Raw genomic sequence first — 24,681 nt, 5'->3', positions numbered from 1 at the left:
AAGCGGCGCTCAAACCCCTTCAGTCCAGCAGCAGGGGATTCGGCAGCGTCGCCTGTGGATGCATCCGCAGCAGGGTGTGGAGGACTCCCGCGAGGCCGGACATGAGGCTCGGCGAGAAGGCCTCGCGGGCCAACCCCCCTACCGGGCCGCGTTGTTCGAGGCCGGTGAGGATCTCACCGTCGAGGTCGTCGGCGTTGCCGAAGCCCAAGGAGGTGAGGAACTCCCAGAGGCCGAGGTCGCCGTGGCACAGTGTGTGGCTCCAGCCGAAGCCCTCGGCGGCGCAGGCGCGTGCGGCGCGGTGGGCCATGTCGAGGCGGGCCGGATCGCCCGTACGCCGGTGGAGATCGAGCATGCCGATGCCGATGCCCGCGCTGCCGTGGCACCAGCTGGTGAAGAAGTCCTCCTCGGCGCCGATGCGTACGTCGAGCCAGTTGCCGTGTTCGGGCCGGTAGAGGGATTCCTGGTAGGCGAAGGCCCGCTCGGCCAGGCCGGTCCAGTCGCGGCGCTCGGCCGCGGAGCCCGCCTCACTCAGGGCCAGCCGGGTCAGCGCCCAGCCGATGCCGGTGGCGCCATGGGCGAAGCCGCCGATGCCCTCGGGGTTGAGCCGGGTCGCCCAGCGGGCGCCGCTCGCGTCGACGGTGGCCAGCCCGCTCAGCCGGCGGCCGATGTGCGCGGCGGCGGCGAGCCAGCGGTCCTGCCCGGTCGCCTCGGCCAGGTTCAGCAGCGGAACCACTCCCCCGGCCGCTCCGTTGAGGAGGTCCACCTCGACGTCGTCCTCGACCAGGCGGCCCCGCGCCAGCAGTTGGGCTCGCTGCGCGGCCCGCTCCACCAACCAGTCCTCACCGAGCACCCGGTGCAGCGCCAGCCACGTCCACACCTGCGACGCCGCGCCGCTGAAAGCCCCGGCCGACGGCGTCGGCGTCCGGTCCTCGGTGCCGATGAGGACCCGCAGCGCACCCTCGAACGCCTCGGTGACACCCGGGACTTCGTCCGCCCGCCCCGCCCGCGCCTCGGTCATGTACTCCGCGAGCGTCAGCGCCACACCGCCCTGCCCGGTGTAGAGGTCGGCGGGCAGCACCCTGATGGACCAGCCTGCCGGGGTGAACACGGGGCTGATCCAGGTGACCGTACCGTCCTCGCCGCGCACCGCGCCGTCGCACAGCCGCCGTACCATCCGCACGGCCAGATCGCGGCGCCGCCGCTCCCGGTCGCGGGCGTGCGGGTCGCGGGCGCCCGCCTGCACCCGCTGGGGCAGTGAACGCTCGTTGAGGTACGCGCCCACCAGCGCGTCCTGGATCACCGACTCCTCCAGCGGCAGGTCGGCGGTGCGCCAGTCCTCGACCGTGGTCCGTACGGCGGCCGCGTCCACGGTGAAGGTGAACATCGGTACGTCTCCGGCCAGCAGTTCCGCTATCTCGCCGTCGATGGCCGCACGGTCGGTCGGGGCGCCGGGCAGTACCTCGGCGTTGCGCCGCAGGATGTCGCGGGCCCGCTCGACGGCCGCCGCCTCGTCGTGCAGCGACGCGGGATGCCACAGCATCCGGCCGATGTCCACATACGCCTGGGTGGGCCGCAGGATGCGCCGCGCCTGGGCGCCTTCGAAGCGCCGCAGCAGCCGGTACGGGTCGGTCCCGGGCCGGCGCAGATGCGCGGTCATCTCGCGGAACCCGGCCAGGACACGGTCCCAGTACGCGCTCAGTACCGGGGTGGGGCTGGGGTGGTTGCCCGCGGTGGGCATGGCCACCAGGTCCACCTCGAAGCGGGCCGCGGCGGTGCCGCCGTCCGCGATCACGGGGTTGGGGATCAGCGGTTGCTGGCCGGGAAGGGCGCCGACCCCGGAGATGTCCACCCCGCCGAGCGCGAAGCCGGTGCCGCGCACGGGCAGCAGTCCGGTGCGCAGCACGGTCCGGCGGATGGCCGCCGCCGCCACGTCCACGGCGTCGCCCTGGCCGCTGGCCGGGAAGGGCGCGGGGGCGTCGAAGAGGGTCTCCGCGTCCACGATCACCGGCACCGGGCCCGCCGCGATCATGTTCTCGGCGTGCATGTCGGTGCCGCCGGTGAAGCGGAGGACGGCCAGCCAGTGTCCGACGTTGCGGTAGAACGCGGCCAGTTCGGCATCGCCCGCGCAGTAGCGGTGGCGGACGAACTCGGACCAGCCGTAGCCGTCCCGGACCAAGGTCTGCGGCACACGTATGCGCTCGTCGGGCGCCGGGGCACCGGGGAAGTCCGCGAACAACTCCTCCAGCAGCGCACCCAGAGCCACGTCGGCCTGGGACGGCCTGGGCTTGTACATGACGCTGCCGCCGTCGAAGTCGACCCTGCTGACGGTCAGGCCGCCGCGGTGGCTGTCGCCCGCCCCGAACTCAACCGCTCGTATCTCTCCCGCGGGTGCTCCCAGCAGGGGCCGCAGCAGTTCGCGGTCCGAGGCGAGCCGTGCGGCGAAACCGGCCGTCGCGGCCACCGACAGCCGCGCCACCGACGCGATCCGCCGCCCCAGGGTCGGATACCGGTCGGCCAGCCGGTCGAGATAGCCCTCGTCGTCGGCCTGTTCGATGAACGCGGCCCAGGTCGCCGTATCGGATCCGGCCCCCACGCCCTCCGCCATGCGCAGTGCGTGCAGTTCGATCAGAAACAGGCGCGACAGCTTCGCGTGCAAGGACCCGAGCAGGGCGGCGTGCCCGGCGTCCAGCACCACGTTCCGCTCCGTGCCGGTCAGGGCGTCCACGGCGGCCAGGCGTCGAGCCAGCTCCTCCCGCCACGGGCGGGCGATGTTGCGTACCGGACGGGCGAACCACTCCGCCTCGTCCTTCCTTTCCGGCTTCACCGGCGTCGATCCGTCCACGGCCAGCCCCTCCCCAATTCGTCGCGCATTGGCGGCATTCAGGCACTCCACAGGGCGTGGGGAACCGCCGGACCAGCCGGTTCCCCACGCGTGTGTCTGTGCTTTCCTGACTGCGAACGTCACTCAGCGGCGGTGCCGCGGATGATCAGCAACACCAACTGCCGCGCGACCCGCTCGGGCTGGAGCAGAAGCCGTACAGGGCGTCGCTCGGGTCCGTGAGCGCGGCCTCGGCGGCGGCGCCGCCGACATAGAGCGGCCCGGCGGGGTTTGACTGACCGTACGCACTCTCGGCGCCGGACAGCCAGGCGTTGAGCACGGCGGTTGCGGGAACACTGGTCTGGGGCATCTGCGGCCTCCGGACATAGGAATCGGGACGGATTGCCCAGTCCGAGTATTGCCGGATCCGAACACCCGTCAGATAACTAATCCGGCCACAGTACGGGGGTGTTCGTGCGCGGTTTCGCGTTCCGTGAGACGCCGGACGACGGCTGCGCCCTTCCGGAGGCTGGCTTTTTCAGCCTGCACTTGATCCGGATACATGGCCGCATTGCGCCTTGACGTCGCCTCCACCCCAGCCGACGTCCGGTGAAGGCCCTGGCCTGCCATCGTTGCCCCCGTGAGGGCGCGCCCTACGGTGTCGGCGCGGTGCGCAGTCATGTCTGGCTGATCGGCTGGTTCCGGGAGCGCATCACGCGCTACGAGCCGCCGTACGTCACCGAGTACGTCGTCGAGCGCAGCCTGCCGCCGTCCCGGCACGAGCTGGGCCGTGTGACGCTCAGCGAGACCGACGACGGCACCCTCGTCCGCTGGACCACCCGTGCCGAAATCCCCGTCCCGCTCGTCGGCGCCTTCCTCACCCGGCATCTCGCGCGGCCGGTCATCACCCGTACGTTCCGCAACATCCTGGACACGGCCGAGGCGGCGCTGACCCGACCCGTCGGCGAATGAAGGGTGTCTGCCCGCCGCCCGATGGGCGGGCAGACACCCGCGGTGCACGCCGAGACGGGGGACCTCCGCGTTCACCGCACCGGCGACCGGGCCAGGAGAAAGCCGTGCCGCCGAGCCACAAGGGCTGAAACGAGCGTGACAGCCGCCGCCCCCGGCTCAACAGCACCCCCTCGGCCAACAAATCCCGGGCCGTGGCCGACGCGCGCCGGGTGCCGTCGCGTTGCCCTGCCAACGGAGGTGACACCGCAAGGCCGGCGTCCGGCGGAGCGGGACGGGCGAGCAGGCGAGCGGGCGAGCGGCGAGGTGGGTAGCTGGCTGGCCTGGTCGCTGGAGGCTGGCTGGCTGGTCCATGATGAAGGATGGCTGCATGACCTCTGTTTCCCGCGCCCTCTCCTTCAACGCGGCCGCCGCCCAGTACGCCGCGAATCGCCCCTCGTACCCGCCCGTCCTGTTCAGCACCATTGAAGAGATCACCGGGCGCCCCCTCGCGGGAGCCCGCGTCGTGGACGTCGGCGCGGGCACGGGCATCGCCACCACGTTGCTGCGCGAGCAGGGCGCCGATGTCATCGCCGTGGAGCCGGGCGACGGCATGGCCGCCGAGTTCCGGCGCGCCCTGCCCGATGTGGCGATCGTCCGGGGCGACGGCAACGCCCTGCCGCTCGCCGATCTCTCCTGCGATCTGATCACGTACGCGCAGGCCTGGCACTGGACGGACACCAGCCGCTCCGTGCCGGAAGCACTTCGGGTGCTGCGGCCCGGCGGCGCGCTCGCCCTGTGGTGGAACACCGGCGCCGAAGGCGTGCCGTGGGCCGACGCCCAGGACGAGCGCGTCGCGCACTGGTGCGGCGTCGCGCCGCATGACCGCGCTCGCCCCGACGCCGTCCGTGCCGGGCGCCTGGCCGGTCTGTCCGATCTCCCTTACGCCCGGCGTCTGCTGCGCTGGAGCCGGATCGTGCCGCTCGACACGCATCTGGCGAACATCACCAGCCACTCGGCGTTCCTGGTGCTGGACGAGGCCCGGACCCAGGAGTTCCTGAAGGAGGAACGCGCGCTGCTGAGCGAGGTATTTCCGGATGGGATGGTCGAAGAGACGTACGTCGTGGACTTGTTGGTCGTGACCAAACCCTGATCCAGCACAACTGGGCGGAGCTCGGCGGAACTCGGCCGCATCCGCGGGCCGGCCCGTATCGCCGGGCGCTCCCAGCGCCTCAGCCCAGAAGCTGCGCGATCACCGACGCCAACGCCTCGCCCGTCCGGCGCACCGCCGTGTCGGCGACCAGCGCCGGCAGCGAGCGGGCGGCGATGCGCAGGGCGGAGGCGTGCTGCGCGGGGTCGGCCAGGGACGCCTCCACCAGGGCGGCGTGGTCGCGCAGGGATTGAGGGTCGGTCAGGTCGGCGGCGTGGCGGTCGATGTCGGCGCGGAACGCGGCCAGCAGGTCCGCCACGGTGTCCGCGGGAGGCGCGCCCTGGCCGGTGCCGTGCTGACTGACGTGGGAGAGGCTGCGGCCGACCGCGTTCTGGACGGTGCCGCTGTTGTCGCCGCCGATACTGACTCCGGACCCGGGTGCCCTGCCAGGCTCCGGGCCGGGGTCCCGGCGTGGGAAGACCGCGTTCATCGTCGTGCCCTCCTGGCTGTGGGCGGTTTGGGCCGCGTGGACCACGCGGTGGGCACCGATGTTCTGGATCGGCGCGTAGTTGTCGCCGAAGACCTGGATGTGGTTGATGACCGCCCGCGCCTCGTCCCGGAAGACCTCGGTCAGCACCCCGTGCTCCTCCAGGACTTCCTCGACGATGCGCAGCACGCACGACTGCATCAGGACGATGTGCCGCTCGGCGTCGTCCGCCTGGTGCAGATCGGACACATGGGGCAGCGAGAAGCGCTCGCGCAGGCTGACAGGGCCGCCACCACGAGCGGTCTCGTACGGATCGGGAGGGAGTCGCTTCTTCAGCACCCGGCGCCACACCCCCTGCCCCAGGACGAGCACGCCCTCGATACCGACGGCCATCATCAGCCTCGCCCACCGGGTTCTGACCGGGAGCGGGTGCACCGGGGCTGTCACCTGGGGTCTGAGCGTGAGCCGGAGCTCGCCGCCCTGGAGCGCGGTGTGGACGAAGAGGCTGACCACCAACTGCCCGTCCCAGCTGAGGCATTCAGCCCGCAGGTAGCTCCGCTGCGGCCGATACGGGCCGCTGGTCTCCGACGCCTCCGCCTCCGTGCCGCCCGCCCGTCTCCCCGTCGCCCAGAGTGCCGCCGGGAGCGCCACCACACGGTCCACCGAGAACCCCGGAAGCGGATCGGTTCCCGTTGCCGCGCTGTGTACGAGTGCGTGCAGCGCGATGCTGATACGGCCCAGCAACTCGGCCTCCACCAGCGGCTTCATGGCCTCGCCCGGGGTGCGCGGCTGCAGGACGAGGCGGATGTCGGCCGCCCCGCGCACGTCCCGGCCCGCTCCGATGAAGCGGCCGTCGGCGTCGTACGGGTACTCGGGCTCGGCCTCGCGGAGGTCGATCTCCTCGATGCGCCGCCGGACGGAACGGCGCGTGTGAGGCAACCGCTGCCGTAGGTCGTCGGCGCGGCGCAGCGAGGACGCCAGCAGAGCGAACACCGCGTGGTCCGCCGCGTACACGACCGCCAAGGCCGCGCACAGCAAGGCAGGCAGTACCAGCACCTGCGTACGCCACGCCGACGGCACGCCCGCGTCCTCGGCCCAGCCCAGCGCGTAGCCCCAGGGCGCCAGCAAAACCGTCACGGGCCAGCCGGCGCCGGACGGTCCCACCACCCAGGCGAGCCCGAAGGCCACCACCCACACGGCCGCACCGGCCGGCATCCACGCGGCGAGCAGACCGAACACCGCCAACACGGCGATACCGCGCGCCCGCCGGATCCGGCCGGTCCGCACGGCATGGGCGATCACGGGCACCGGGTCGAACCCACAGGACGGCACGGCTCGCGCGGGCGTCTTCAGCATCCGCCCGATCACCCAGCGCGCGGCCGCGTCCCCCAGCGGAGGAGGTACGGCGTCCGCGTTCCTGTGGTCCGCGCGCGCGGGTCGAGCGTAAAGGCGCAGACAGAGTGCGAGCGTGACGCTGCGGTATCTGTCCTTTCTCCTCGCTAACTCCCCCTCCGCGCCCGCCTGTCCAGCGATCTTCGGCATCCTGGCCCCCCGTCGCCCTGCCCGGCTCCATCTTCGCCCCGCCGGGTGGGGATGCACCAGTACCGGGGACAGGGGCCCGGGACCAGGGCCGTGGGCCGGCGGCTGAGACCGGCGGACGCGGTTCAGCCGTACCCGAACGGGCGGCCTCTCAGCCGACCGCGCGCTTCACGAGTGCGGCGATCCGTGCCTCCACCTCGGACGTCACCTCGGTCAGGGCGAAGGCGGACGGCCACATCGTGCCCTCGTCGAGCTTCGCCTGGTCACTGAACCCGAAGGTGGCGTAGCGGGACTTGAACTTCTCCGCGCTCTGGAAGAAGCAGACGACCTTGCCGTCCAGCGCGTAGGACGGCATCCCGTACCAGAGCTTCGGCGCGAGCGTCGGGGCGTTCGCGGTGACGACGGCGTGGAGGCGCTCGGCCATGATCCGGTCCGCGTCCGGCATCTCGGCGATCTTCGCGAGCACGTCCTGCTCCGCCTGGGCCGCCTTGTCCGCGCGCGAGCTGCGGCGCGCCGCCGTCTTGAGCTCCTGGGCGTGCTCCTTCATCGCGGCCCGCTCCTCGGCGGTGAACCCCTCGTACCCACTGCTTTCGGTGCTGCTCATGACGCATCTTCCCTTTGATGACCTTGATGTGCGGCTCTTGAGGGGACCTTAACCGGGGGCACTGACAACGGCGCTCACCAGCGACCCGGCACGCGGAAGCCGCTGCTGCGCCGGACGGGGGTGTCGGCGTTGCGCATTGGCTGGTTCGCACGGGTGGTCCACATGACGAAGCGACCGCGTACCCGCGGGGCTCTAGAGTGCGCTGTGCCAGTGGAGTCCACGAAAGGGACACCCCGATGACCATCGCGGTGACCACACCGACCGGACACGTGGGATCCCGCGTCGTCCGGCTGCTGCTCCAGGCGGGTGTCCGCCCGCGCGTCCTGGTTCGTGACCCGGCCCGCCTGGACGAGGCGACCCGGGCGCGGGCCGATGTGCACAGAGGCGACCTGACGGACGCCGGGTTCGTCCGCAAGGCGGTCGCGGGCGTACGGACTGTCTTCTGGGTGGATCCCACGCCCCACACGACGGCAGACCCGGTCGAGACCTCGCTGCGGACCGCAGCGCCGTTGATCGAGGCCGCGCGGGCCGGTGACGTGGGGCGGGTGGTGCTGCTGAGCAGTATCGGGGCGGAGAAGCGGCACGGCGTGGGGCACATCGACGCCCTGGCCGGGATCGAGGAGCAACTCGACGCCACCGGCGCGGACGTCCTGCACCTGCGCTGCGCGTACTTCTTCACCAATCTGCTGTTCGACCTCGAAGGGCTCGCCCAGGGCGTCCTGACCACGGCGTTCGGTCCCGAACACCCGATGCCCTGGGTGGATCCGCGCGACATCGGGGACGTGGTCGCGGCCCGGCTGCTGAGTGACGTCTGGCGGGGCCGGGTGGTGCAGGCCGTGCACGGGCCGGAGGACCTCACCTTCCGCCAGGTCGCGCAGATCCTCACCGAGGCGCTGGGGCGCCCGATTCGCCTCAACACCGTGACCGACGACGCGACCCGGGACACGCTACGCGCGGCGGGGCTGCCCCCATCGGCGGTGGAGGGCATGGTCGGAATGACCGCCGCGTCGCGCGACTTGGTGCCCGAGCAGCCCCGCGACCTGCTCACCACCACCCCCACCCCGCTCAGTGGCTGGGCTCATGCCCATCTGCGTCCGCTGCTGACGCACCCCGCGTAGGCGCGGCCTCACGGACGACGGGCGCGAAAGGCCGCGGCCTTGGTGCGGTTCTGGCAGGCGGTGGAACAGAACTGACGGGCCGCGTTACGGGACGTGTCGACGTACACGCGGTCGCAGCGCTCGGCCCGGCACACGCCCAGTCGGCCGGCGAGACCACCGCCCACCGCCAGGGCGAGCGCGGTGGCGCAGCTGGCGCTGCAGCCCGCCGCGAACGAGTCGTCGGCGCCGTGGAAGTGCATCTGCCAGGGCTCGGCCCCGGTCCGGTCCAGCCGGGGCCGGGCGCCGGTGTCGCGCAGCAGGGCGTTGACGGTTTCGGCGGCGGCATCCGGCCTGCCGTCCTGCATGGCCTCGAAGACGTCGCGCATACGCTGTGCCGCTCCGGCCAGGTAGGCGGCCTGTTCGGTGTCGATGGCGCGCGGAAGTGAGGCCGCGGTGCGCGGGATGGCGGCGTCAATCGCCTCCGCCCGTTCCGCTCCGTGCGGCGCGGAATAGGGGCGACCGCGCGCGTGTCCGTCGGTCAACGCGTTCACGAGCGATACGGCCTGGTCCAGCAGTACCGCGACGTGACTGTCGAACATCACTTGACCAGTCACTCCTTCGATGGCTAGCGTCCGTGACTGACATTACTCGATTCGCCAGTTACGTGAGGGAAGGTGGCGGCCATGCCGCGGACCGTATGGCTGCTGGTGGCGGCGCGGGGGATCAACCGGCTCGGCGCCTTCTCGCTGCCCTTCCTGACCGTCCTGATCAGCACCGACTTCGGTGCGAGCACCACGACGGCGGGCCTGCTGTCGGCAGCCTTCGGGCTCGCGACGATCCCCTCCCGGCTGGCGGGCGGCCACTTGGCGGCCCGCCTCGGACGCCGCCGTACGATCGTCGCCGGCCTCACCGGCTGCGCGCTCGCGCAGTTGGGCATCGCGGCAGCCGGTTCCCTGGTCGCAGTGGCCTTCTTCGCGATCCTGCTCGGTCTGGCCTTCGAGCTCTACGAGCCGCCGAGCCAGGCGATGATCGCCGACACCGTCCCTCCTGCCGAGCGGGTACGCGCGTACGGCCTGCTCAATGCCGCGCTCGCCGCGGGTGGTACGGGCGCCGGCCTCATCGCGGCCGGTCTGGGCCGCTACGACCTGCGCTGGCTCTTCGTCGTCGACGCGCTGACGTGCTTGGTGTGCGCGCTGATCTTGCGGATGCTGCTCCCCGCGGACCACCCACACGGCCGACGGGCCACCAACACCCCCCACCCACCGGCCGTCGAGACTCCTCACGCTCCCGGCGCCCACGATCACCAACTCGGCGCGGTGGCCCGCCCCTGGCACGACCGCGCACTGTGGGCGATGTTGGCGTCGGGCACGGCGTTCGCGCTCATCTCCATGCAGATCGTCATGGCGCTGCCCCTCACCCTGGACCGGCGCGGCTACGAAGCGGCCGACGCCGGGCTGCTGTTCACCACTTCGGCCGTGACCGTCGTCGCGGCCCAGCCCGCGCTGCGCCTGCGCCGCCTCACGACGCTCGCCGCCCCCGCGGCCCTCACCCTCGGCTACACCCTGCTGACGGTCGGCCTGGCCGGCTATGCGATCGCGCACACCCTGCCCGCGTTCCTGATCGCCACCGTGGTCTGGAGCCTGGGCGACGTCATCATCCTGGGGCGGGCGATGAGCGTCGTGGCCGACCTGGCCCCGCCCGGCGCCACCGACCGCTACCTCGCCGTGTACGGCATCAGCTGGGGCATCGCGACCACCGCAGCCCCCATCACCGCCACCCAACTACTCGAACACACCGGCGTCACCACCCTCTGGGCCACCACCGCGACCCTCGCCCTGGCACTCGCCGCAGCACAACTCCTCGTAGTCAGACCACTCATCCACCCCACGAGGCCACGACAACTGGCGGCTGGTGCCGCGCCTGACACGCGCACACACCCGGGCGGCGGACAGGGAGCCCTGCTGCGGGCCGACGACCAAGCCCTCAGCGCACACTCGGACGCACCGGACGTGGCCCCGGATCCGCACCCATGCCTCGCCCCTCGTGTCGACGTCGGCGCTCGGCAAGGTCGCGGGCCGCGTCCGGCCACTCGCCGTGATCAAAGGTGAAACCCGCGCCGAGAAGGCGGCCGGGAACGACACGGCGGCTCTTCAGCAGGAGTTCGGTGTCCGTACGCAGGACGAACGCACCGAGTTCGGCCATGCCCTTCGTCGCGGGCAGACCCGCCGGGACCCGCCAGGCGCCCCGCAGGGCGCGCATGAAGGCGCGGTGCGGAAGCGGGGCTGGGGCGGCGAGGTTCACCGGGCCGGAGATGTCGTCCCGGTCGACCAGGAACTGGACGGCGCGGACGAAGTCGTACTCGTGGATCCACGACACGTACTGGGCGCCACCCGCGACGGCCCCGCCGAGCCCGAGCCGCACCATCCACGACATCACGTCGAAGACTCCGCCACGGTCAGGGCTCATCACCATGGCGGACCGCAGCGCGACCTTGCGCGTGTGCGGGGTGTCGGCCTGCTGCTGCGCCTGCTCCCAGGCCTTGGCGATCTCGACGCTGTAGCCCCAGTAGGCCGGGACGCCGGCTTCGGCGCCGCCGATCACACCGGTGGCCTCGTCGTTGGCGGCGTCGTAGCGGTGGGCGTAGATCGTGGCGGTGCTCATCTGCAGCCAGAGGCGGGGCGGCCGTACGGCATCCGCGATCGCGCGGCCCACGGCCTGCGTCGAACGCACCCGTGAGTCCATCATGGCCCGCAGGTTGGCCGGGGTGTAGCGGCAGCTGACCGTGCGGCCGGCCAGGTTGATCACCACATCGCTGCCGTCGATCTCCCGGGTCCACGGCCCCGTGCTCTCACCGTCCCAGTAGACCTCGCGCTCGCGCACGGGCCGCCTGGTGAGGATCACGACGTCGTGGCCCGCGGCGGTCAGGGCACGGTCGAGCACAGCGCCGACCTGCCCGGTTCCGCCGGGAATGACTACCTTCATCGACTTGCCCTCCCTCTGTTGCCTTGAGCCTAGAGCAGGACTTGAACACGTTCAAACGCGGGATGGGGTGGGCGGGCCGGCAGGACCTCGCCCTGTGGCGCGTACGCATGTCCCCGGGCGGCGGCACACCGTAACCCAAAGGAACACCCCCGCCCCTGAGCCGGGCAGGCACCTCCGCACGCACCTTGCCGCCGCGGGCGGCAATGTTCCCCAACGCCCGTACATCACAGGGCAGATGAGGCACCATCAACCCTTCCCTGCCATCCACACCCCCTGTTACGATCCGATCCGGGCCGAATCGAAATCGCGACCGGCCCCGACCTGATCGAAAGGCTCTGAACTCATGCTGCGCGTCAAGGACTTCGACCACCTCGTCCTCAACGTCCAGGACGTCGAGCGCGCCCTCGCCTTCTACACCGGTCCCCTCGGCCTGGAGCCGGTCCGCGTCGAGGAGTGGCGGGCCGGCAAGGTGCCCTTCCCCTCGGTTCGGGTCAGCCCGACGATGATCATCGACCTGTTCGACCGGCCGCGCGGCGAGTCGAATGTCGACCACATCTGCCTCGTCGTGGAGCCGCTCGACTGGCAGGAGGTCATCGACTCGGGCGCCCTCGCCGTGCTGGAGGGGCCCGTGTCGCGGTACGGGGCGCGGGGCAGCGCCATCTCCGTGTACGTCCACGACCCGGAAGGCAACACGGTCGAGCTGCGGTGGTACCCGCAGGACGCCGAGTGAGCGCGGCGGGGCGGCCGCGCGACCCGGCAATCGACGCTGCCGTCCTCGCCGCCACCCTGGAGATCCTGCGCGCGGACGGCTACACGGGGTTCGCCCTGGAGGCGGTCGCCGCACGGGCGGGCACGACCAAAGCGGCCATCCGCCGGCGGTGGCCGCTCCGCCAGGACCTCCTCATCGACGCACTCGCCTCGATCCTCGCCATCCCGCCCGTGCCCGACAACAACTGCACCCGCTGCGACCTCGTGCAGAGCGTGAGGTTGCTGGACGAGGCGCTGCACGAGCGGTTGCCCCGTGGTGTCCTGGCACCGCTGGTGGCCGACTGCGCCCGCGTACCGGAGTTGCACCAGCGGCTGCTGGAGGCGCTCGTCAAGCCCAGCAGGCAGGCCGCCACCGCCGCCGTCGAACAGGCCGTCGGCCGCGGCGACCTGCGCCCCGATGTCGACGCGCACGTGCTCGTCGACCTCCTCGCCGCCTCCGTGTACCAGCGCGCGCTGCTCGGCGACACCACCACGTCCCGGCCGTCCGCGGCCGAGACCGTCGACCTGCTCCTGCGCGGCGCGGCAGTCGACTTCGACCGGCTGGTCCGCATCAGCCAGACACCGGCGCACCTCCGCCGACACCCGGGCGGCCACACCTGACCGCCGACCAGGAGGCTCGCCAGCGGGCTCTCTGCGAGATGCCATCGCCTCGGGGCCCCAGGCAGATGGCGTCCCACCCGGCTCACCAGGTCTTGCCGGCCTGCTCCCGGGTCGTACGGTTGATCCGGTTGAAGAAGTTGGTCATCGCGATCTCCAGGATGATCGCGGACAACTGCTCCTCCGTGAAGTGGTCGGCAACGGCGTCCCAGATCTCGTCCGTCACGCCCGCCGCGCCGTCCTGGATACGGGTGGCCGCCTCGGCCAGTTCGAGCGCCGCGCGCTCCTCGTCGGTGAAGAAAGGCGTCTCGCGCCACGCGACCACGTGGTGCAGCCGCTGCTCCGTCTCTCCGGCCTTCTTCGCCGACTCGACACCGGCGAAAACGCACGGGCTGCAACCGTTGATCTGGCTGGCTCGCAGGTGAACCAGTTCCAGTAGGCGGGGGTCCACGCCCCCGGCGTGAATCGCCTTGTGGAGGTGCTGGATCGCGGTGATCAGATCGGGGTTCGCCGCGCCCTTCATACGTGCTTCCATCGGTCCTGCTCCTTCATTGGTTACGTGTGCCCTTCCGGGCCCGTCATCACCCATGACGGAGCGGTTCCGAGGAAGGTAACAACATGTCCGACACCAGCCCGACGGACCCGGTGGCCGAGGCTTTCGAGTCCCAGCGCGACCGGCTGCACGCGGTCGCCCACCGCATGCTCGGATCACACGCCGACGCCGAGGACGTCGTGCAGGAGGCGTGGCTGAGGCTCTCCCGCCAGGACGCCGACACCATCCTCAACCTCAGCGGCTGGCTGACCACCGTGGTCAGCCGGATCAGCCTCGACGTCCTGCGAGCGCGACAGAGCCGCCCCGAGGCGCCGTACGACGACCGGCTGCCCGAGTTCGTGGTGACGCTCGACGACGGGCTCGCTCCCGAGGACGACGCGGTGCTCGCCGACTCGGTCGGACTCGCCCTCCTCATCGTCCTTGATTCGCTCCGGCCGAGCGAGCGGCTGGCGTTCGTGCTGCACGACCTGTTCGCGGTGCCGTTCGCCGAGATCGGCCAGATCCTGGGCAAGTCCACCGACGCCACCAAGATGCTCGCCAGCCGCGCACGCAAGAAGGTGCAGGCGAGCGAGCGTCCAACCGCCGTGGGACGGGAGCAGCGAGAGGTGGTCCAGGCCTTCCTGGCGGCGGCTCGGCACGGCGACTTCGAGGGACTGCTGCGGGTGCTCCACCCGGAGGTGAAACTCACCGCCGACACGCCCGCCGGCCTGGTCGTCACCCTCGGCGCCACGGAGGTCGCCGCGGGCGCGAAGCTGTCCTCCGCGGCAACGGTGCGAGGCCGAGCGGTGTTCGTCAACGGCCTCCCCGGCATCCTCTCCTGGCGCGAGGACGGCACCCCGCTCACACTCCTCGCGTTCACCGTCGCCAACGGCCGGATCACCGAGATCACGGCCGTGGTCGACCCGGCCAAGCTCGCGGTGATGGAGCTGCCGGAAGCGGTGTGAGTCGTTACGGGGACGGTCACGGCGGTGCGGACACGCGGCGCTCGGCGCACGGCTTCGGCCGGACAACGAGCGCCGACGTGCCACACGACCACACCACCACAACAGAATGTGCGACCAGCGCTCCAACGGGCCGGCCCCGATGTCAGACCCCACCCCTAGGGTTCTCGTAGGGCCAACGGGATACACGACCCCGTCCCCGGTCACACTCGGCAACGTGAGAAGGAGCGACATCGTGAACGAGAACGCGCCCGCTGTTGAGGCCGTTTGGGAAGAGATCGAGCGGTGGTACGCGGCCCAGGGCGCGGCGCATCTCCTCCTGCCGCCGGCCACCGACGAGCAGATCGCCTCGGTCGATGCGACGCTCGGCGTCGAGCTGCCCGAGCAGGTGAAGGCGTCGCTGCGCAGGCACAACGGATCGACCGACGGGGGCTGGCCCAAGGGCCTGCTGTTGTCCTGTGACGGCATCCTGAGCGAGACGCGCGTGTGGCGAGAGCTCCTGGACGACGGCAGCTTTGACGAGCTGAAGGACTTCCGCTCCGGTGGCGAGGCGCTCAAGCCGGGCTGGTGGAATGCCGGTTGGGTCTCCCTCGACGCCGACGGGGCGGGAAACGGCTCGGTTCTGGACCTTTCGCCGGGTCCTGCGGGGGAGGTCGGCCAGGTGATCGACATGGATCACGAAGTGGGACCGAGCGGACCCATCGCGAACGACTTCGCCGGATACCTGAGGGAGGTGGCCGCACGGTTGGAGGAGTTCTCGGTGACCGACGGGAAGCACGTGCAGGAGCGCTAGGGCCTGTCGTCAAATTCCCGTCGTCGCCCGAAGGGCGGTCCGGCGGCGTCTGGTGCGTGCTCTCGGCGCGCCGGGCGAGAGCCCTCGTACTGGACGTACGTGCTTCCACACGTACGGCAGTCCGCGCACCCCCGCGGCCACCGCCTCGCTTCTCGCCCTCGCGCGCGACCCCGACCCTGGCGTACGCGGCGTCGTGGGCCAGGTGCTCGGCACGGAGCGCGACCTCACTCCCGAGGTCAGGCAGAGCCTGCTCGCCCTGGTCCGCGACCCTGACAGCACCGTACGGGCCAGTGCCGCAGCCTCCCTGTCGTCGTCCCACGACCGCTCGCCCGCCGTCGTGGACGCGCTCGTGGCGCTGCTCGAAGAGGACGATCAGCAGCTGCGTCTGGAGGGCGCGTACGGCCTCGCGCAGCGCGACTGTCCGCAGGCCGAGGAGGCCTACGCGCGCGTGGTGCCGCTCGGGCCCGGCTTCGAGCACGACCACCGGGCCGACGGCCTCTGGCGCTGGAGGTGGCGCAGCGAACGGAACCAGAGCTGAGCATGCGGGCGGGTTACGGGCCGACGATCCCCGCGTCGTGCGCGAGCAGGCCCGCCTGTGTGCGGTTGGCGCAGCCCAGTTTGTCCAGCGTCCTCGACACATAGCCCTTGACCGTGGCTTCGGAGAGGAACAGCCGGGCCGCGATCTGCGCGTTCGACAGGCCCTCACCGAGGCCGGTCAGGACCTGGGTCTCGCGTTCGGTGAGCGAGGCGACCAGGTCGCGGGCGCGGTCGCGGGCCGAGAGGCTGTCCGTGGAGGCGGCGATGAGCCGGCGGGCGGCGGACGGCGAGAGGACGGTGTGCCCCTGGGCGGCCGTCCGTACCAGCCCGATCAGCTCCTCCGGCGGAGTCGACTTGACCAGGAAGCCGGTCGCCCCGGCCCGCAGGGCCCGCAGCACGTACTGGTCCGCGTCGAACGTCGTCAGCACCACGATGTGCGGCGGCCGCGCCAACGCGTTGATGTGCTCGATCGCCGCCAGCCCGTCCATGCCCGGCATGCGCAGGTCCATCAGGACGACGTCCGGGCGGCTGCGCCGGACGGCCTCGACGCCGGACGCGCCGTCGTGGGCCTGGTCGACGACCTCCAGGTCCTCGGCCGAGTCGAGAATGGTGCGCAGGAACACGCACACCATGGGTTCGTCGTCCACGACCACTACGCGCACCATGCTCACACCACCGGTTCCGGGGTCGGCACGTACGCGGGCAGCGTCGCCTCGACGGTGAAGCCGCCGTCGGGGCTGGGCCCGGCCCGCAGGGTGCCCTGGACGAGTTCGATGCGCCTGCGGAGGTGCTCGATACCGAGGCCGGATCCGGTGGCCGCGAGGGCCGTGCGGGGGCCGGCGGTGGGGGCCGTGTTGTGGACCGTGATGCGCACCCGTGTCTCCTCGTACTGCGCCCGCACGGTCACCTGGGCGCCCGGCGCGTGCTTGCGGACGTTGGTCAGCGCCTCGCGCAGCACGCGGTAGGCGGTGCGGCCCACGACCGGTGAGGCGAGGGCCGGGTCGCCGTCCTCGATCAGCTCGGTCGGTGTGCCCACCGCGACGGACTCGGCGATCAGGTCGGCGAACTCCGCCACCGAGGGCGTGTGGTCGCCCTCGGGTGCGGTGCGCAGGATGCCGACCAGGTCCCGCAGCTCCTCCAGGGCCTGGCAGCCCGCGGCGCGCAGCTCCTCCGCCGCCTGCCGGGTCGCCTCGTCCCGCGCCGTCACCCGCAGGGCCCCGGCCTGCAGCACCATCAGGCTCACCCGGTGCGTGACGACGTCGTGCATCTCCCCGGCGAGCCGGGCGCGTTCCTCGGCGCGGGCCTGTTCGGCGAGCAGATGGCGTTCCCGCTCGGCTCGCTCGGCGCGTTCGACCAGGGCGAGGACCATCCGGCGGCGGGCGTCGAAGTACAGGGCCAGCAGCGGTCCGAGCGCGGTGCGCAGCAGCCCGATCGTCATGACGGTGACCGACGGCTCCCAGGGCCGCATGATGACGAGGGTGAAGGCGGCGAGCACGAGGAAGGCCGTGCGGCGGTCGTCGCGGCAGAAGAACGGGCCGTAGGCGGCCACCGCCGTCGCGTAGGGAGCCCAGACGTTGGTGTCGGTGGCGGGCGTCAGCACGCCGGCCGGCGAGCTCAGCATCGTCAGCGCCAGCGTGAACGCGCCGAGCACCCCGACGACGGCGAACGGGGCGGCGCGCCGGAAGACCAGGGAGCCGCAGGCGAGCGCCTGCACGCCCAGCATGACCCAGGCGACGGCACCCGGGTGGTCCGGCCACCAGCTGAGGCCGATCAGCGTGGCGCCGGTGTCGAGCACGGCGAAGACGACCGCGATCGTCACGTCCACGGCCACCCGGTGCGGACGGTCGCACGGTCCGTCAGTCATGGCGCTTACGGTAGGGCATGCGCGCCGCCGCCCCGCCCGCGCCCGGACCACGCCCTGCTTCCGGCTCGTCAGGACCCTACGAAAGTCGTGTGCCACCCGCGACGACCAGCCTTTCGTCGCTCCGGGAGGCGACCGCTCGCCCTGCCGGGCCGTGGGCGTTCCGGCGTGGAATGGGGCCATGGATGCGACAGACAAACCCAGCGCGAAGGCTCCGACGGCTCCCCGGCTCGGTCGCTACGCGATCAGCACGGACCGTTCGTCGATCACCTTCACGAGCCGGCACCTCTTCGGCCTGCTGCCCGTACGGGGCACGTTCACGATCGGGAGCGGCACGGTCGACGTGGCCGAGCCGCTGTCCGAGTCGCGGATGCGCGTGGAGGTCGAGGCGGCGAGCTTCAGTACCGGCAACGACCGACGGGACGCCGACGTGCGGTCGGTGAAGTTCCTGGACACCGACCAGCATCCGCTGATCACGTTCGTCGCCGATCGGGTGGACGCCACGTCCGTCTCCGGCACGCTCACCGCGTGCGGAATCTCCCGGCCCGCGAGCCTGTCGGTCGTCCACGCGGAGATACGTACGACCTCGTTCACTGTCCGCGCCACCACGCGGGTCGACCGCACCGCCTTCGGGGTGACCGCGGCCCGTGGGCTGGCGGGGCGGTATCTCGACCTGGCGCTGGACGTCACATGCGTACTCGCCTGACGGCGGCGGACGTGTGCCGGGCCGCGGGCCGCTGCCATGTACCCGCGCCCGGCCGGAGTGACGTGACGCCTACTCCTCCCCGGCGTCGTCGGGCGGCAGCAGTTCGGCGATGATCTCCGTGCCGAGTGCGTACGCCGGTACGCCCGCGGTGATGAGCGCGGTCTCCGCGACCCCGATGAGGTCGGCGATGCCCGCCCCGGCGTGGAGCGCGCCCCGGGCGTGGATCCGGGCGGGGTCGGCCCGGCCGAGAGCCAGCAGCTGCCCGAAGTGGACGAGCTGCTGCACCCGCCCGCCCAGCGGGTTGCCGGTCAGCACGATGTGGCGCAGTGCCGCGATCGCCTCCTCCGTCGGCAGCCGGTCGAATTCACGGGCCAGGCGCAGCCGTTCCTGCACCCCGCCGGGAACAGTGCCGAGGGTGGAGCGGTACCGGTCGCGCACGGCCTCCGTACGGGAGGCGAGCGTGTCGTCCGTCATGACGTGGCCCGCGCGATCGCGGCGCGCACGGCCTCCTGGGCGCCCGGGGGGAAGTCCACCGCCCCGCCGATCGCCGCCGCGGCGATCTCCGCCTCGGCGCTCTCCTCGATCGCCACCACGAGGTGGGCGGTGGCCGCCGAGTCCGGGCCGAACACCAAGAGGCCGTGGTTGGCCAGCAGCACCGCGGACGTCGTCGGGCGCCGCTCCAGGATGTCGGCCATGCCCCGCACCGACACATCCGACCCGCGGGGCCCCCAGGGAACCACCGGGACGTCCTCGGCCTGCCCGAAGCGCAGCATCGGTTCGGTGCGGCACGGCAGCGGCCGGTGGGCCACGGCGAAGGCGGTCGCGGAGGGCGAATGCGTGTGGATGATGGCGCCCACGTGAGGGCGGGCCTCGTACACCACGCTGTGCATCGCGATGATCTCGGCGCTGACGGACTGCAGCTCACCTTCGAGGACCTGCCCGTCGAAACCGACGGTCGCCAGGTCTTCGGGCCGCAGTCCGCGAACGAACCCCGGTGTCAGCAGGAGGCGTTCACCGTCGAGCCTGGCGCTCAGGTTGGCGTGCCCGGAGTGGGACATCACCCCCGCCGCGAAGAGCTTCTCCGCGGCCTCCACCAGCTGGTCGGCCCGCTCTTTCCGTACGTACGTGTCGCTCATACCGCATCTCCCAAGGGTCTGTCAGCGGCAGATCGTTCGCCGCTGTCCACGTGCGGACCACTCTTCAACTTGAACTAAGGTTTAAGTCAAATACCGGGGAGAGGCGGGGGAGCACGGGGCCGCCGCCATACCGACAGGCAGGGAGCAGGAGGAGCGGAACGTGCGACGCATGACGATCGGCCGGCTCGCGGAGATCACCGGAGTGCCCGCTTCGGCCATCCGGTACTGGGAACGCCACGGCCTGCTGCCCGTACCCGAGCGCGAGAGCGGGCAGCGGCGCTACCCGCCGGAGGCCGCCGAGCGGATCACCGTGCTGCGCACATGCCAGCAGGCCGGGCTGTCCCTGGTCGAGATCAGCGAGTTCCAGCGGGACCAGCCGCACCGAGAGGCGATGATCCGCGCCAAGATCACCGAGATCGAGCAGCGCATGGTCGATCTCGACCACGCCCACCAGCTCCTGACGCATGCCGTCAAGTGCAGCGAGGAGGACATCGTCAAGTGCCCCAAGTTCCGGGAGCAGATGGCGGCTTGGCAGACGCCGGACCCGGCGCCCTGACATCCGTGTACGGGCCTCGCCGGGTGCTGCCCGGCGAGGCCCGTCACCATCACACACCGCACGCGCCCACGCACACGGTCGCACTCCCTCGGCGATCTGGAGGAGGCGGTCGACCGGCTGCGCCGACTGGTCGGGGCGTAGCCGTCGGGCTCAGCTCTTGCTGATCCGTACCGTGTCCCCGGCCGGGCCGCCCGCGAGGACGTCGATGCGGGCGCCGGTGTCGGGGTCGGTGAAGCTCTGCCCCGCCGTGCGGGCGGCCAGGTCCAGGGCGGTGCAGCCGGTGGGCACGGTGGTGGGGTGGGTGGGGACGATCCGGACCGGGCCCTCGCCGGTCGCGGCGGCCGAGTCGACCTTGTAGACGAGGACGCCGGTGGAGCAGGCGGCCGCGTCGTTGCCCTCGGCACGGCGCGACTCCGCCACGTACGCAGTCGTCTCACTCGTGCGCAGAACGGCGATCTTCGTGCCGCCGGGGCGTTCCACCGGGCTCAGGCGCACCGTGCGCTGCCCCGGTGCGGCCAGGCAGGCGACCTGGTCGTCGCGGATCCAGCCGAGTTTCCAGGAGTGCCAGCCGAGGTACTGGGGCGCGGGTCCCGCGATGTTGCCCATGACGTCCCAGCCGCCGACGTACTGGTGGGTGTCGCCGGTGAAGGAGTACAGGTCCGGCAGGCCGAAGGTGTGGGCGGTCTCGTGGTCGGCGACCTTGGGGCCCCAGCGCCACATGTCCTGCCCGAAGGTGACGGCCCACTTCACCCGGGTGCCGTCCGCCGTGATGCCCGCCGTGGCGGGGTCGAAGAGGTAGGTCGGGGAGAAGGGGATGGCCGTCGCCGCCTTGGTGGGGACGACATACACCATGTCGTACCGCGAGAAGTCGGCGTAGGGGTCGGCTGCGGCGACCGCGTCGCGTACGTACTTCTCGTGGGCCTCGAAGGTGATACCGCGCGCGAAGTCGTACGAGGTGGAGGCGGCGGGCATCCGGATCCAGCGGCGCAGCGGGGTGAGAGCGAGACGGGAGCGGCCGTAACTGGCGGTTCGCATCCAGTCGGCGGCCGGGGCGAGTTGGGCGGCGTAGGGGTCGGTGGAGCCGGTCGCCGGTGCGTCGGGGAAGTCGACGAACAGGGTGAGGACGCGGTGGGTGCCGGTGGACGGCTGGAACTGGGTGCGGTCGGTGCCGTGGCCCTCGTCGGTCCAGCCCGTCCGGCCGGGCAGCGCGCAGGCGGCGGGAGCGGCCGGGTGCGGCCGGGGGGCGGCGGTCGCCGCGCCGCTCCCGGCCAGGCACGCGGCGAGGGCGACGGCAGCGGCGGCGAGGGGGCGCGGTCGGAGCGGCGGGGTGGGCATGGCTCTCCTCCAGGGGACGGGCGGAAAGGGGCGGGAGTGGTCAGGCGCGGCCGGCGGCCAGGTCCATCAGGCGGGCCAGGACCCGGCCGCCCGAGGCGGTGATCCCGTCGTGCTCCCACTCGTTGGTGACCCAGGCGCGGCAGGCCCCGACCTGGCGCGCGGTGCTCAGCGAGAGCCCCGCGTCCACGTACATGTCGTCGTGGTAGACGATCGCGGCGAGCGGGACCTCGTTGGCGGCGAGGCGGTCCTTGTCGTACAGCGTCGGCCAGTTCACGCGTCGGGCCAGCAGGTCCGCGGCCTCGGCGAAGGGTCGCAGGGCGGCGACCTCCTGGAACATCCAGGGGTAGATCATCTCGCCGGTGAGGAGGAACGGGTCCGCGCCGTCGGCGAATTCGGGGAACTCGCCGAGCGCGCGGGCGGCGGCCCAGCCGGTGGCCGGCGCGCCCTGGCCGTAGAGGGTTTCCTGCATGACGGCGAAGAGGGGGTTGCCGGTGAAGCCGGTCAGGCCCATCACCTGGTGGAGGAACGTCTCGGTCAACTCTCCCTCCGCGTCCAGGGCTTCGTCGAGCAGCCAGTGGATGCGCTCATAGCCGTCGCCCATGCCGAGGGCGAGGCCGAGGGTGCGCAGACGGCGGGGGGTGAGCCGGTCCCCGTCGGGCAGGCGTACGTCGGTGGCGACGAGGAGGTCCGCGATCTCGCGCAGGCGGGCGGCGTCCTCGGGGTAGCGGGCGTAGAAGCCGAGGACGCGCTCGCGCACCCGGGGGTAGGTGCGGGCGTACACGTCGTCGGCGGTGGCCGAGAGACCGGGCAGCCCACCGGCCACGTAACAGGCACGCAGCCCCTCGGGGGCCCGGGACAGATAGGTGAGGGTGAGGAAGCCGCCGTAGCTCTGGCCGAGGGTCTCCCAGGGCTCGTCGCCGCACAGCCGGCGCCGGATCAGCTCGGCGTCGGCGACGATCGCGTCAGCGCGGAAGTGGGCCAGGTGGTCCGCGAAGGCCTCCGCGGACGGGAACTTGGCTGCCGTGCGGCCCGTTACGGGAGTGGAGCGGCCGGTGCCGCGCTGGTCGAGCAGGAGCACCCGGTGGGTCTTCAGCGCGCGGTCGAGCCACCCGGGCGAACCGGCCGACGGCCGGGGCGACTTGCCACCCGGACCGCCCTGAAGGTAGAGGAGCCAGGGCAGTCGCTCGCCTGCCCGGGCGCGGTCGACGACCTCGCGGGCGAAGACCTGGAGGGTCGGGCCGTGCGGGGCCGCGTGGTCCAGCGGGACGGTGAAGACGTGGTCGACGGTTGCGTACGCCGGGTTCATGGATGCCTTTCGCGGCGTGGGCGCCGCCGTGTGCTGTGTGACGTTTCTTGGAGGAGCATGGCGCGGGCGGCCGCCCGGCGAGGAGCCCCCGTTCCCGCATAACGTCGCGTTATGGGAGCCGGGGGCCGTTCTCGCCGGAGCGGGCCGCGGGCGTACGAGGTCAGGTCGCCCGCGACGGCGCCAGGGTGTAGGTGCGGCTGGAGGTGTAGAACTCCAGGGCGGCCCGGCCCTGTTCACGCGGCCCGTGGCTGGACTCCTTGGTGCCGCCGAACGGCAGGTGGAAGTCGACGCCGGTGGAAGGGGCGTTGACGCGGATCATCCCGGTGTCGAGCCGGTCGCAACCGTGCAGGGCGGTGTCGAGGTCGGCGGTGTGCACCGAGGTGACCAGGCCGTACGGGACCGAGTTGGTGATCCGTACCGCATGGGCGAGGTCGTCGGCGGGCAGCAGAGCGGCGATGGGTCCGAACACCTCCTCGCGCAACAGCGGATGATCCGGGGAGACCTTCTCGACCAGGGTGGGGGCCGTGTACCAGCCGGGGTGCCGGGGCGCGGTCCCGCCCGCGAGCACGCTGAGGCCGCGGGAGGCCTCGCCCACCCGGTCACGGGCGCGCTCGCTGATCAGCGGCCCGCATACGGTGTCCGCCCCGGCCGGGTCGCCGACCGGGAGCGCCCGGAGCGCTTCCGCGAGCGCCTCGCGCAGCGGGTCGAGGGCCTCGCCGACGGCGATGACACGGCTGGTGGCGGTGCACTTCTGGCCCGCGTATCCGCCGATCGCGGCGGCGATGTGGGCGGCGGCCCGGCCGATGTCGGCGTCCGGCAGGACGATCGCGGCGTTCAGACCGCCCATCTCCGCCTGGACCGGAACGCCCCGCTCGGTGGCGGCCCGGGCCACCGCCCGGCCGACGGCGGTCGAGCCGGTGAACGAGACGACATCCGCGCGGCGGACGAGCGTGTCCCCTTCGACGGCCCCGCCGGGCAGTACGGTGAACACCCCGGCGGGAAGGGCCTGTTGGACGATCTCGGCCAGGCGCTGAGCGCAGGCCGTGGCTTCGGGAGCGGGCTTGAGCACCACCGCGTTGCCGACGGCGAGCGCCGGGGCGGCCTTCCAGCTCGGGATGGCGAACGGGAAGTTCCACGGGGTGATGAGCCCGGCGACGCCGTGGGGCCTGCGGCGGGTGAGCAGCAGCCCGGCTCCGGCGGCGGGTTCATGGACCGCGCCGACGGGTTCGTAGGGGGCCTGGGCGTAGTAGCGCCAGATGGCGACGGTACGGGCCACCTCGGCCCGGGCCTCGGTGAGCGGCTTGCCCACCTCGCGCACGGCGAGCGCGGCCAGTTCGTCCGCCGCGGCCTCGACCGCGTCGGCGGCGGCGCCGAGCGCGGCCGACCGCGCGGCCGCACCGCCGAGCAGCCATCCCGGCTGGGCCGCACGGGCCCGCTCCACGGCGTCGGCGGCGGCACGGGCCCCGGGGGCCGGGATGTGGACGAGGACGTCGGCGGGATCGGCCGGGTTGCGGGAGATGAGGTCGGTGACGTCAGCGGTCACGGGAGGGGTCCTCCAAGGAAGGGATCGAGCGGCAACGGGTGTCCGGCACCAGCGGCGCGCGCCGTACGAATCAGTGGTGGCCCTCGGCCACGGCCTTCTCGGTCGCCAGGCGCACGCCTGCCTCGATCTCCCCGGAGAGCGGGGTGCGCGGCGGGCGGACGGGGCCGCCGGGACGGCCCGCGATGTCCATGGACAACTTGATGGACTGGACGAACTCGGTCTTGGAGTCCCAGCGCAGCAGGGAGTGCAGGGAGCGGTAGAGCGGCAGCGCGCTCTCCAGGTCACCGGCGACGGCGGCGTGGTAGAGCTCGGCGCAGGAGGCCGGGAAGGCGTTGGGGTATCCGGCGATCCAGCCGACGGCGCCGGCGAGGGCGAGTTCGAGCAGGACGTCGTCGGCGCCGATCAGCAGGTCGAGGTCGGGGGC

At 72.3% G+C, this 24,681-nt stretch carries 25 protein-coding genes and 1 pseudogene; 11 read left to right on the top strand and 15 right to left on the bottom strand.

Features of this window, described 5'->3' with window-relative positions; all coding sequences use genetic code 11:
• Positions 1–19: 19 nt before the first annotated feature.
• Positions 20–2,842, bottom strand: a complete 2,823-nt coding sequence (locus AB0G17_RS00130; RefSeq protein ID WP_361373812.1) for a type 2 lanthipeptide synthetase LanM family protein — start codon at positions 2,840–2,842, stop codon at positions 20–22.
• A gap of 145 nt (positions 2,843–2,987) precedes the next feature.
• Positions 2,988–3,188: a DUF6229 family protein gene (locus AB0G17_RS00125; RefSeq protein ID WP_361373810.1), complete on the bottom strand. Its 201-nt coding sequence runs from the start codon at positions 3,186–3,188 to the stop codon at positions 2,988–2,990.
• A 239-nt stretch (positions 3,189–3,427) separates the two neighbouring features.
• On the opposite strand from AB0G17_RS00125, the gene AB0G17_RS00120 reads away from it, so the two are divergent.
• Both AB0G17_RS00120 and AB0G17_RS00115 read left to right on the top strand, forming a co-directional pair.
• The gene (locus AB0G17_RS00120) at positions 3,428–3,790 is read left to right on the top strand and encodes an SRPBCC family protein (protein WP_361373808.1); all 363 of its coding nucleotides are present in this window, start codon (positions 3,428–3,430) and stop codon (positions 3,788–3,790) included.
• Positions 3,791–4,157: 367 nt separating this feature from the next.
• Positions 4,158–4,919, top strand: a complete 762-nt coding sequence (locus AB0G17_RS00115) for a methyltransferase domain-containing protein (protein WP_361373806.1) — start codon at positions 4,158–4,160, stop codon at positions 4,917–4,919.
• 79 nt (positions 4,920–4,998) lie between these two features.
• On the opposite strand, the gene AB0G17_RS00110 is transcribed toward AB0G17_RS00115, so the two are convergent.
• The gene (locus tag AB0G17_RS00110; protein ID WP_361373804.1) at positions 4,999–6,759 is read right to left on the bottom strand and encodes a hypothetical protein; all 1,761 of its coding nucleotides are present in this window, start codon (positions 6,757–6,759) and stop codon (positions 4,999–5,001) included.
• Between the two features lie 334 nt (positions 6,760–7,093).
• A complete protein-coding gene (locus AB0G17_RS00105) occupies positions 7,094–7,546 on the bottom strand; it encodes a DUF1801 domain-containing protein (protein ID WP_361373802.1) in 453 nt (150 codons plus the stop codon).
• A gap of 236 nt (positions 7,547–7,782) precedes the next feature.
• On the opposite strand from AB0G17_RS00105, the gene AB0G17_RS00100 reads away from it, so the two are divergent.
• On the top strand, positions 7,783–8,664 hold the full coding sequence (locus AB0G17_RS00100) for an NAD(P)H-binding protein (RefSeq protein WP_361373800.1): 882 nt from the start codon (positions 7,783–7,785) through the stop codon (positions 8,662–8,664).
• Positions 8,665–8,672: 8 nt separating this feature from the next.
• Here AB0G17_RS00100 and AB0G17_RS00095 read toward each other — a convergent pair whose 3' ends face one another.
• The gene (locus tag AB0G17_RS00095; protein ID WP_361373798.1) at positions 8,673–9,242 is read right to left on the bottom strand and encodes a CGNR zinc finger domain-containing protein; all 570 of its coding nucleotides are present in this window, start codon (positions 9,240–9,242) and stop codon (positions 8,673–8,675) included.
• Positions 9,243–9,326: 84 nt separating this feature from the next.
• Here AB0G17_RS00095 and AB0G17_RS00090 point away from each other — a divergent pair.
• Positions 9,327–10,133: pseudogene (locus tag AB0G17_RS00090) on the top strand (MFS transporter); the annotation flags it as partial.
• 493 nt (positions 10,134–10,626) lie between these two features.
• Here the strand turns inward: AB0G17_RS00090 and AB0G17_RS00085 are convergent.
• Complete coding sequence (locus AB0G17_RS00085) at positions 10,627–11,625, bottom strand: TIGR01777 family oxidoreductase (protein ID WP_361373796.1); 999 nt, start codon at positions 11,623–11,625, stop codon at positions 10,627–10,629.
• 343 nt (positions 11,626–11,968) lie between these two features.
• On the opposite strand from AB0G17_RS00085, the gene AB0G17_RS00080 reads away from it, so the two are divergent.
• Together AB0G17_RS00080 and AB0G17_RS00075 are read left to right on the top strand one after the other, a co-directional pair.
• Entirely contained in the window at positions 11,969–12,355 is a 387-nt protein-coding gene (locus tag AB0G17_RS00080) for a VOC family protein (protein ID WP_361373794.1), read from the top strand.
• The gene (locus tag AB0G17_RS00075) at positions 12,352–12,993 is read left to right on the top strand and encodes a TetR-like C-terminal domain-containing protein (RefSeq protein WP_361373792.1); all 642 of its coding nucleotides are present in this window, start codon (positions 12,352–12,354) and stop codon (positions 12,991–12,993) included. Before AB0G17_RS00080 ends, AB0G17_RS00075 begins: the two co-directional genes overlap by 4 nt.
• Before the next feature lie 82 nt (positions 12,994–13,075).
• Here the strand turns inward: AB0G17_RS00075 and AB0G17_RS00070 are convergent, their stop codons facing one another.
• On the bottom strand, positions 13,076–13,525 hold the full coding sequence (locus AB0G17_RS00070; RefSeq protein WP_361373790.1) for a carboxymuconolactone decarboxylase family protein: 450 nt from the start codon (positions 13,523–13,525) through the stop codon (positions 13,076–13,078).
• A gap of 83 nt (positions 13,526–13,608) precedes the next feature.
• On the opposite strand from AB0G17_RS00070, the gene AB0G17_RS00065 reads away from it, so the two are divergent.
• From AB0G17_RS00065 to AB0G17_RS00055, 3 genes are all read left to right on the top strand, one after another.
• Positions 13,609–14,487, top strand: coding sequence for a sigma-70 family RNA polymerase sigma factor (locus tag AB0G17_RS00065; RefSeq protein ID WP_361373788.1), 879 nt, complete (start codon positions 13,609–13,611; stop codon positions 14,485–14,487).
• A gap of 232 nt (positions 14,488–14,719) precedes the next feature.
• Positions 14,720–15,277 (top strand): SMI1/KNR4 family protein, encoded by a 558-nt coding sequence (locus tag AB0G17_RS00060; protein WP_361373786.1) that lies wholly within the window; start codon positions 14,720–14,722, stop codon positions 15,275–15,277.
• Positions 15,278–15,329: 52 nt separating this feature from the next.
• Positions 15,330–15,815 carry a HEAT repeat domain-containing protein gene (locus AB0G17_RS00055; protein WP_361373784.1) on the top strand — a complete coding sequence of 162 codons (486 nt, stop codon included), beginning with the start codon at positions 15,330–15,332 and terminating at the stop codon, positions 15,813–15,815.
• A gap of 13 nt (positions 15,816–15,828) precedes the next feature.
• Here the strand turns inward: AB0G17_RS00055 and AB0G17_RS00050 are convergent, their stop codons facing one another.
• Complete coding sequence (locus AB0G17_RS00050; RefSeq protein WP_361373782.1) at positions 15,829–16,479, bottom strand: response regulator transcription factor; 651 nt, start codon at positions 16,477–16,479, stop codon at positions 15,829–15,831.
• A 2-nt stretch (positions 16,480–16,481) separates the two neighbouring features.
• On the bottom strand, positions 16,482–17,678 hold the full coding sequence (locus AB0G17_RS00045; protein ID WP_361373780.1) for a histidine kinase: 1,197 nt from the start codon (positions 17,676–17,678) through the stop codon (positions 16,482–16,484).
• Positions 17,679–17,856: 178 nt separating this feature from the next.
• Between AB0G17_RS00045 and AB0G17_RS00040 the strand changes: the two genes are divergently transcribed.
• Positions 17,857–18,381: a YceI family protein gene (locus AB0G17_RS00040; RefSeq protein WP_361373778.1), complete on the top strand. Its 525-nt coding sequence runs from the start codon at positions 17,857–17,859 to the stop codon at positions 18,379–18,381.
• 69 nt (positions 18,382–18,450) lie between these two features.
• On the opposite strand, the gene AB0G17_RS00035 is transcribed toward AB0G17_RS00040, so the two are convergent.
• Together AB0G17_RS00035 and AB0G17_RS00030 are read right to left on the bottom strand one after the other, a co-directional pair.
• Positions 18,451–18,855: a carboxymuconolactone decarboxylase family protein gene (locus AB0G17_RS00035; RefSeq protein WP_361373776.1), complete on the bottom strand. Its 405-nt coding sequence runs from the start codon at positions 18,853–18,855 to the stop codon at positions 18,451–18,453.
• Positions 18,852–19,517 (bottom strand): class II aldolase/adducin family protein, encoded by a 666-nt coding sequence (locus AB0G17_RS00030; protein WP_361373774.1) that lies wholly within the window; start codon positions 19,515–19,517, stop codon positions 18,852–18,854. The genes AB0G17_RS00035 and AB0G17_RS00030 overlap by 4 nt, the downstream gene beginning before the upstream one ends.
• A gap of 169 nt (positions 19,518–19,686) precedes the next feature.
• Between AB0G17_RS00030 and AB0G17_RS00025 the strand changes: the two genes are divergently transcribed.
• On the top strand, positions 19,687–20,073 hold the full coding sequence (locus AB0G17_RS00025) for a MerR family transcriptional regulator (protein WP_361374554.1): 387 nt from the start codon (positions 19,687–19,689) through the stop codon (positions 20,071–20,073).
• 150 nt (positions 20,074–20,223) lie between these two features.
• On the opposite strand, the gene AB0G17_RS00020 is transcribed toward AB0G17_RS00025, so the two are convergent.
• From AB0G17_RS00020 to AB0G17_RS00005, 4 genes are all read right to left on the bottom strand, one after another.
• Positions 20,224–21,408 (bottom strand): M6 family metalloprotease domain-containing protein, encoded by a 1,185-nt coding sequence (locus AB0G17_RS00020; RefSeq protein ID WP_361373772.1) that lies wholly within the window; start codon positions 21,406–21,408, stop codon positions 20,224–20,226.
• 40 nt (positions 21,409–21,448) lie between these two features.
• Positions 21,449–22,714, bottom strand: coding sequence for an alpha/beta fold hydrolase (locus tag AB0G17_RS00015; RefSeq protein ID WP_361373770.1), 1,266 nt, complete (start codon positions 22,712–22,714; stop codon positions 21,449–21,451).
• A 160-nt stretch (positions 22,715–22,874) separates the two neighbouring features.
• Positions 22,875–24,257: an aldehyde dehydrogenase family protein gene (locus AB0G17_RS00010; RefSeq protein WP_361373768.1), complete on the bottom strand. Its 1,383-nt coding sequence runs from the start codon at positions 24,255–24,257 to the stop codon at positions 22,875–22,877.
• A 70-nt stretch (positions 24,258–24,327) separates the two neighbouring features.
• On the bottom strand, positions 24,328–24,681 hold a 354-nt coding region (locus AB0G17_RS00005; protein ID WP_361373766.1), incomplete at its 5' end, for a dihydrodipicolinate synthase family protein.

The organism is Streptomyces sp. NPDC023838 (genome assembly GCF_040639555.1).
GTDB lineage: Bacteria > Actinomycetota > Actinomycetes > Streptomycetales > Streptomycetaceae > Streptomyces.
The sequence above is the reverse complement of the archived record's forward strand: the minus strand, read 5'-3'. Positions and strand labels throughout refer to the sequence as shown.

Excerpts from the sequence above, each read along its gene's own strand:
- AB0G17_RS00125 (WP_361373810.1), bottom strand. The coding sequence starts at position 3,188 with ATGCCCCAGACCAGTGTTCCCGCAACCGCCGTGCTCAACGCCTGGCTG.
- AB0G17_RS00115 (WP_361373806.1), top strand. The coding sequence starts at position 4,158 with ATGACCTCTGTTTCCCGCGCCCTCTCCTTCAACGCGGCCGCCGCCCAG.
- AB0G17_RS00110 (WP_361373804.1), bottom strand. The coding sequence starts at position 6,759 with ATGCTGAAGACGCCCGCGCGAGCCGTGCCGTCCTGTGGGTTCGACCCG.
- AB0G17_RS00105 (WP_361373802.1), bottom strand. The coding sequence starts at position 7,546 with ATGAGCAGCACCGAAAGCAGTGGGTACGAGGGGTTCACCGCCGAGGAG.
- AB0G17_RS00100 (WP_361373800.1), top strand. The coding sequence starts at position 7,783 with ATGACCATCGCGGTGACCACACCGACCGGACACGTGGGATCCCGCGTC.
- AB0G17_RS00095 (WP_361373798.1), bottom strand. The coding sequence starts at position 9,242 with ATGTTCGACAGTCACGTCGCGGTACTGCTGGACCAGGCCGTATCGCTC.
- AB0G17_RS00085 (WP_361373796.1), bottom strand. The coding sequence starts at position 11,625 with ATGAAGGTAGTCATTCCCGGCGGAACCGGGCAGGTCGGCGCTGTGCTC.
- AB0G17_RS00080 (WP_361373794.1), top strand. The coding sequence starts at position 11,969 with ATGCTGCGCGTCAAGGACTTCGACCACCTCGTCCTCAACGTCCAGGAC.
- AB0G17_RS00070 (WP_361373790.1), bottom strand. The coding sequence starts at position 13,525 with ATGGAAGCACGTATGAAGGGCGCGGCGAACCCCGATCTGATCACCGCG.
- AB0G17_RS00065 (WP_361373788.1), top strand. The coding sequence starts at position 13,609 with ATGTCCGACACCAGCCCGACGGACCCGGTGGCCGAGGCTTTCGAGTCC.
- AB0G17_RS00050 (WP_361373782.1), bottom strand. The coding sequence starts at position 16,479 with ATGGTGCGCGTAGTGGTCGTGGACGACGAACCCATGGTGTGCGTGTTC.
- AB0G17_RS00045 (WP_361373780.1), bottom strand. The coding sequence starts at position 17,678 with ATGACTGACGGACCGTGCGACCGTCCGCACCGGGTGGCCGTGGACGTG.
- AB0G17_RS00040 (WP_361373778.1), top strand. The coding sequence starts at position 17,857 with ATGGATGCGACAGACAAACCCAGCGCGAAGGCTCCGACGGCTCCCCGG.
- AB0G17_RS00035 (WP_361373776.1), bottom strand. The coding sequence starts at position 18,855 with ATGACGGACGACACGCTCGCCTCCCGTACGGAGGCCGTGCGCGACCGG.
- AB0G17_RS00030 (WP_361373774.1), bottom strand. The coding sequence starts at position 19,517 with ATGAGCGACACGTACGTACGGAAAGAGCGGGCCGACCAGCTGGTGGAG.
- AB0G17_RS00025 (WP_361374554.1), top strand. The coding sequence starts at position 19,687 with ATGACGATCGGCCGGCTCGCGGAGATCACCGGAGTGCCCGCTTCGGCC.
- AB0G17_RS00020 (WP_361373772.1), bottom strand. The coding sequence starts at position 21,408 with ATGCCCACCCCGCCGCTCCGACCGCGCCCCCTCGCCGCCGCTGCCGTC.
- AB0G17_RS00015 (WP_361373770.1), bottom strand. The coding sequence starts at position 22,714 with ATGAACCCGGCGTACGCAACCGTCGACCACGTCTTCACCGTCCCGCTG.